The sequence below is a fragment of the Streptomyces sp. genome, assembly GCF_019510245.1.
In the GTDB taxonomy this organism is placed as follows: domain Bacteria; phylum Actinomycetota; class Actinomycetes; order Streptomycetales; family Streptomycetaceae; genus Streptomyces.
Map to the genome: position 1 here is coordinate 1 of NZ_JAEKKT010000468.1, position 2,321 is coordinate 2,321.

General features: G+C 74.0%; 3 protein-coding genes. 1 reads left to right on the forward strand and 2 read right to left on the reverse strand.

Annotated elements, in window-relative coordinates; translation table 11 throughout:
* Positions 1 to 187 (reverse strand): helix-turn-helix domain-containing protein (locus JF597_RS54150; RefSeq protein WP_294014477.1); only part of this gene is annotated, 187 nt, incomplete at its 3' end.
* Positions 184 to 1,587: a sugar kinase gene (locus tag JF597_RS54155; protein ID WP_366916587.1), complete on the reverse strand. Its 1,404-nt coding sequence runs from the start codon at positions 1,585 to 1,587 to the stop codon at positions 184 to 186. The genes JF597_RS54155 and JF597_RS54150, both read right to left, overlap by 4 nt.
* 113 nt (positions 1,588 to 1,700) lie before the next feature.
* Between JF597_RS54155 and JF597_RS54160 the strand changes: the two genes are divergently transcribed.
* The coding region (locus JF597_RS54160; RefSeq protein ID WP_294014479.1) for an alanine racemase at positions 1,701 to 2,321 on the forward strand (621 nt) is incomplete at its 3' end.

Below are 2,321 nucleotides of genomic sequence, written 5' to 3' on the forward strand. Positions count from 1 at the left end.
GGCGGGCGCCGAGGCGGTAGCGCTGGTCGGACTGGCGGTAGACCATGCCGTGTTCGTGGAGGGTGCGCAGGAGTCGCAGCGCGGTGGACTTGTGGACGCCGAGGCGGTCGGCGACCTGACCGAGGTCGGCGGGGCCCTCGGCGAGCAGCGGCAGGATGCTGAGTGCGCGGTCGACGGTCTGACTCATGGGGTGCGTACCTCCTCCGGGGCCGTACCGGCTTGCGTCCAGCCGGGGCCGAGTCGAAGTGTCCCCCACACGTCGTCCCCGACGGCGGCCAGTCGGTCGGCGGTGTCACGGGTGGGGGGCGTCGCGAGGTCGCCAGGGGTGGTGAGGGCTGCCGCGGCGTGGAGGTGGCCGTGGCGGAGGCGGGTCTTCAGGGGAAGGCCGCGGAGCGTGGCGGAGAGGAACCCGGCGGCGAAGGCGTCACCGGCGCCTGTGGTCGCTACGACGTCCACGTGCGGGGCCGGGACGAAGGTGCCGGGCTCCGGGGCCGACCGGGGGTGGGTGTCGCTCGCCCCCGCCTGCGAAGTGCCGCTCCCCGCAGGACCGGAGCCGCCCGCAGACTGCGTGGAACCGAGTGAAGCGCCGACACCTTGCGGCCGAGGATCGGTGTCGCCCACCCACGCCTGCGAAGTGCCGTTCTCCGCAGGACCGGAGCCGCCCGCAGGCTGCGTGGAACCGAGTGAAGGGCCGACACCTTGCGGCCGGGGGTGGGTGTCGCTCGCCCGCGCTTGCGGGGTGCCGCCTGCCTCTGGGGCGGGGGCCGCCCCAGCGGCACGACTGCCCGCAGGCCGGCTGGGCGCGGGGCTGTGTGCGTATGCGGCTCCGCCGCGGGGCGCTACCGGCCCCGACCGGCCGGCAGCCGACACGAACGCCGTGGCCCCGACCCCTCCCTGCTTGACCACCAGCACCCCCGGCTCGGGCAGCGCGGCCCGGATCGCCGACGGTCCGCCCGACATCCCCCACGCCTCCTCCGCCTCGTCCTCCCCCACGAACACGATGTCGGCACCCCGCGCCAACTCCAGCAGCACGCGCGGGCCTTCGGCGTCCCGCCACAGGCCGGCCCGGTGGTTGACGTCGAAGGACACCAGCGGCCGGTCCTCACCCGGCGCCAGCAGCGCACGCAGCAGCGCCAGACACCCCTGCGACAACGCCGCCGTGATCCCCGACAGATGCAGCACCCGGGCCGCCCGCACCGACGCCAGGTCCACGTTCTCCGCCGTCATCGCCGACGCGGCCGACCCCGCCCGGTAGTACGCGACCTCATGCGCGTCCGTCGCCCGGTCCCCCGCCGTACGGAAGTACACCCCCGTGGGACGCGAGGAGTCCCGCCGCACGGCGGAGACATCGACCCCGTGCCCCGCGACCGTCTCGACCAGATGGTCCCCGAACCCGTCGGCGCCGACCCGGCTGACCCACCGCACGGTGTGGCCGGCGGCGGCCAACCCGCACGCCACGTTGGACTCCGCCCCACCGATCGACCGGTCGAAGGACGGCACGTCGGCGAGCCGCCCCGCACGCGTGGGCAGGAACGTGACCATGGACTCGCCGAGCGCGACGACGTCCACGACGTCGGGGGCATTCACGATGGTCGTAGCTCCCTTGATTGACCCGGCATTGGCGTGGATGTTAGACAGCAGTAAGCGATATACGCAATGGCCGTTGCAGATACCGCAACCCACCTGATCAGGGAGGCCCCGTGTCCCTCGCCCGCCTCGCAGAGGACCGCGTCGACCACCGTTTCAAGGGCCTTCCCCCGGACGCGGAGGGCCTGTCCGTCGCCGAGTTGACCGCCCAGCGCCGCAACCTCTTCACCGGCGGCTTCACGACCCCCGTGCTGGCCCTCTCCGCCGAGCGCCTGGAGCACAACCTCGCGCTCATGGAGACGTACGCCGCCCGCCACGGCCTCGCCTTCGCCCCGCACGGCAAGACGACCATGGCCCCCCAGCTCTTCCGGCGCCAGATCGAGCACGGCGCCTGGGGCATCACCCTCGCCGTCCCCCATCAGGTACGCGTCGCCCGCGCCTTCGGCATCGAGCGGATCTTCCTCGCCAACGAACTCGTGGACCCGGCGGCGCTGCGCTGGATCGCCGGGGAACTCGCCGGCGACGAGGACTTCCGCTTCGTCTGCTACGTCGACTCGGTGCGCGGAGTCGAGCTGATGGACGCGGCCCTGCAGGGCACCGCCCGCCCGCTGGACGTCGTCGTCGAACTCGCCGCCGGCGAGGGCGCCCGCACCGGTGTCCGTACGGAGGCGGAGTGCGCGGCGGTCGCCGACGCGGTCGCGGCCACCGGGACGCTACGGCTCGTCGGCGTCGCC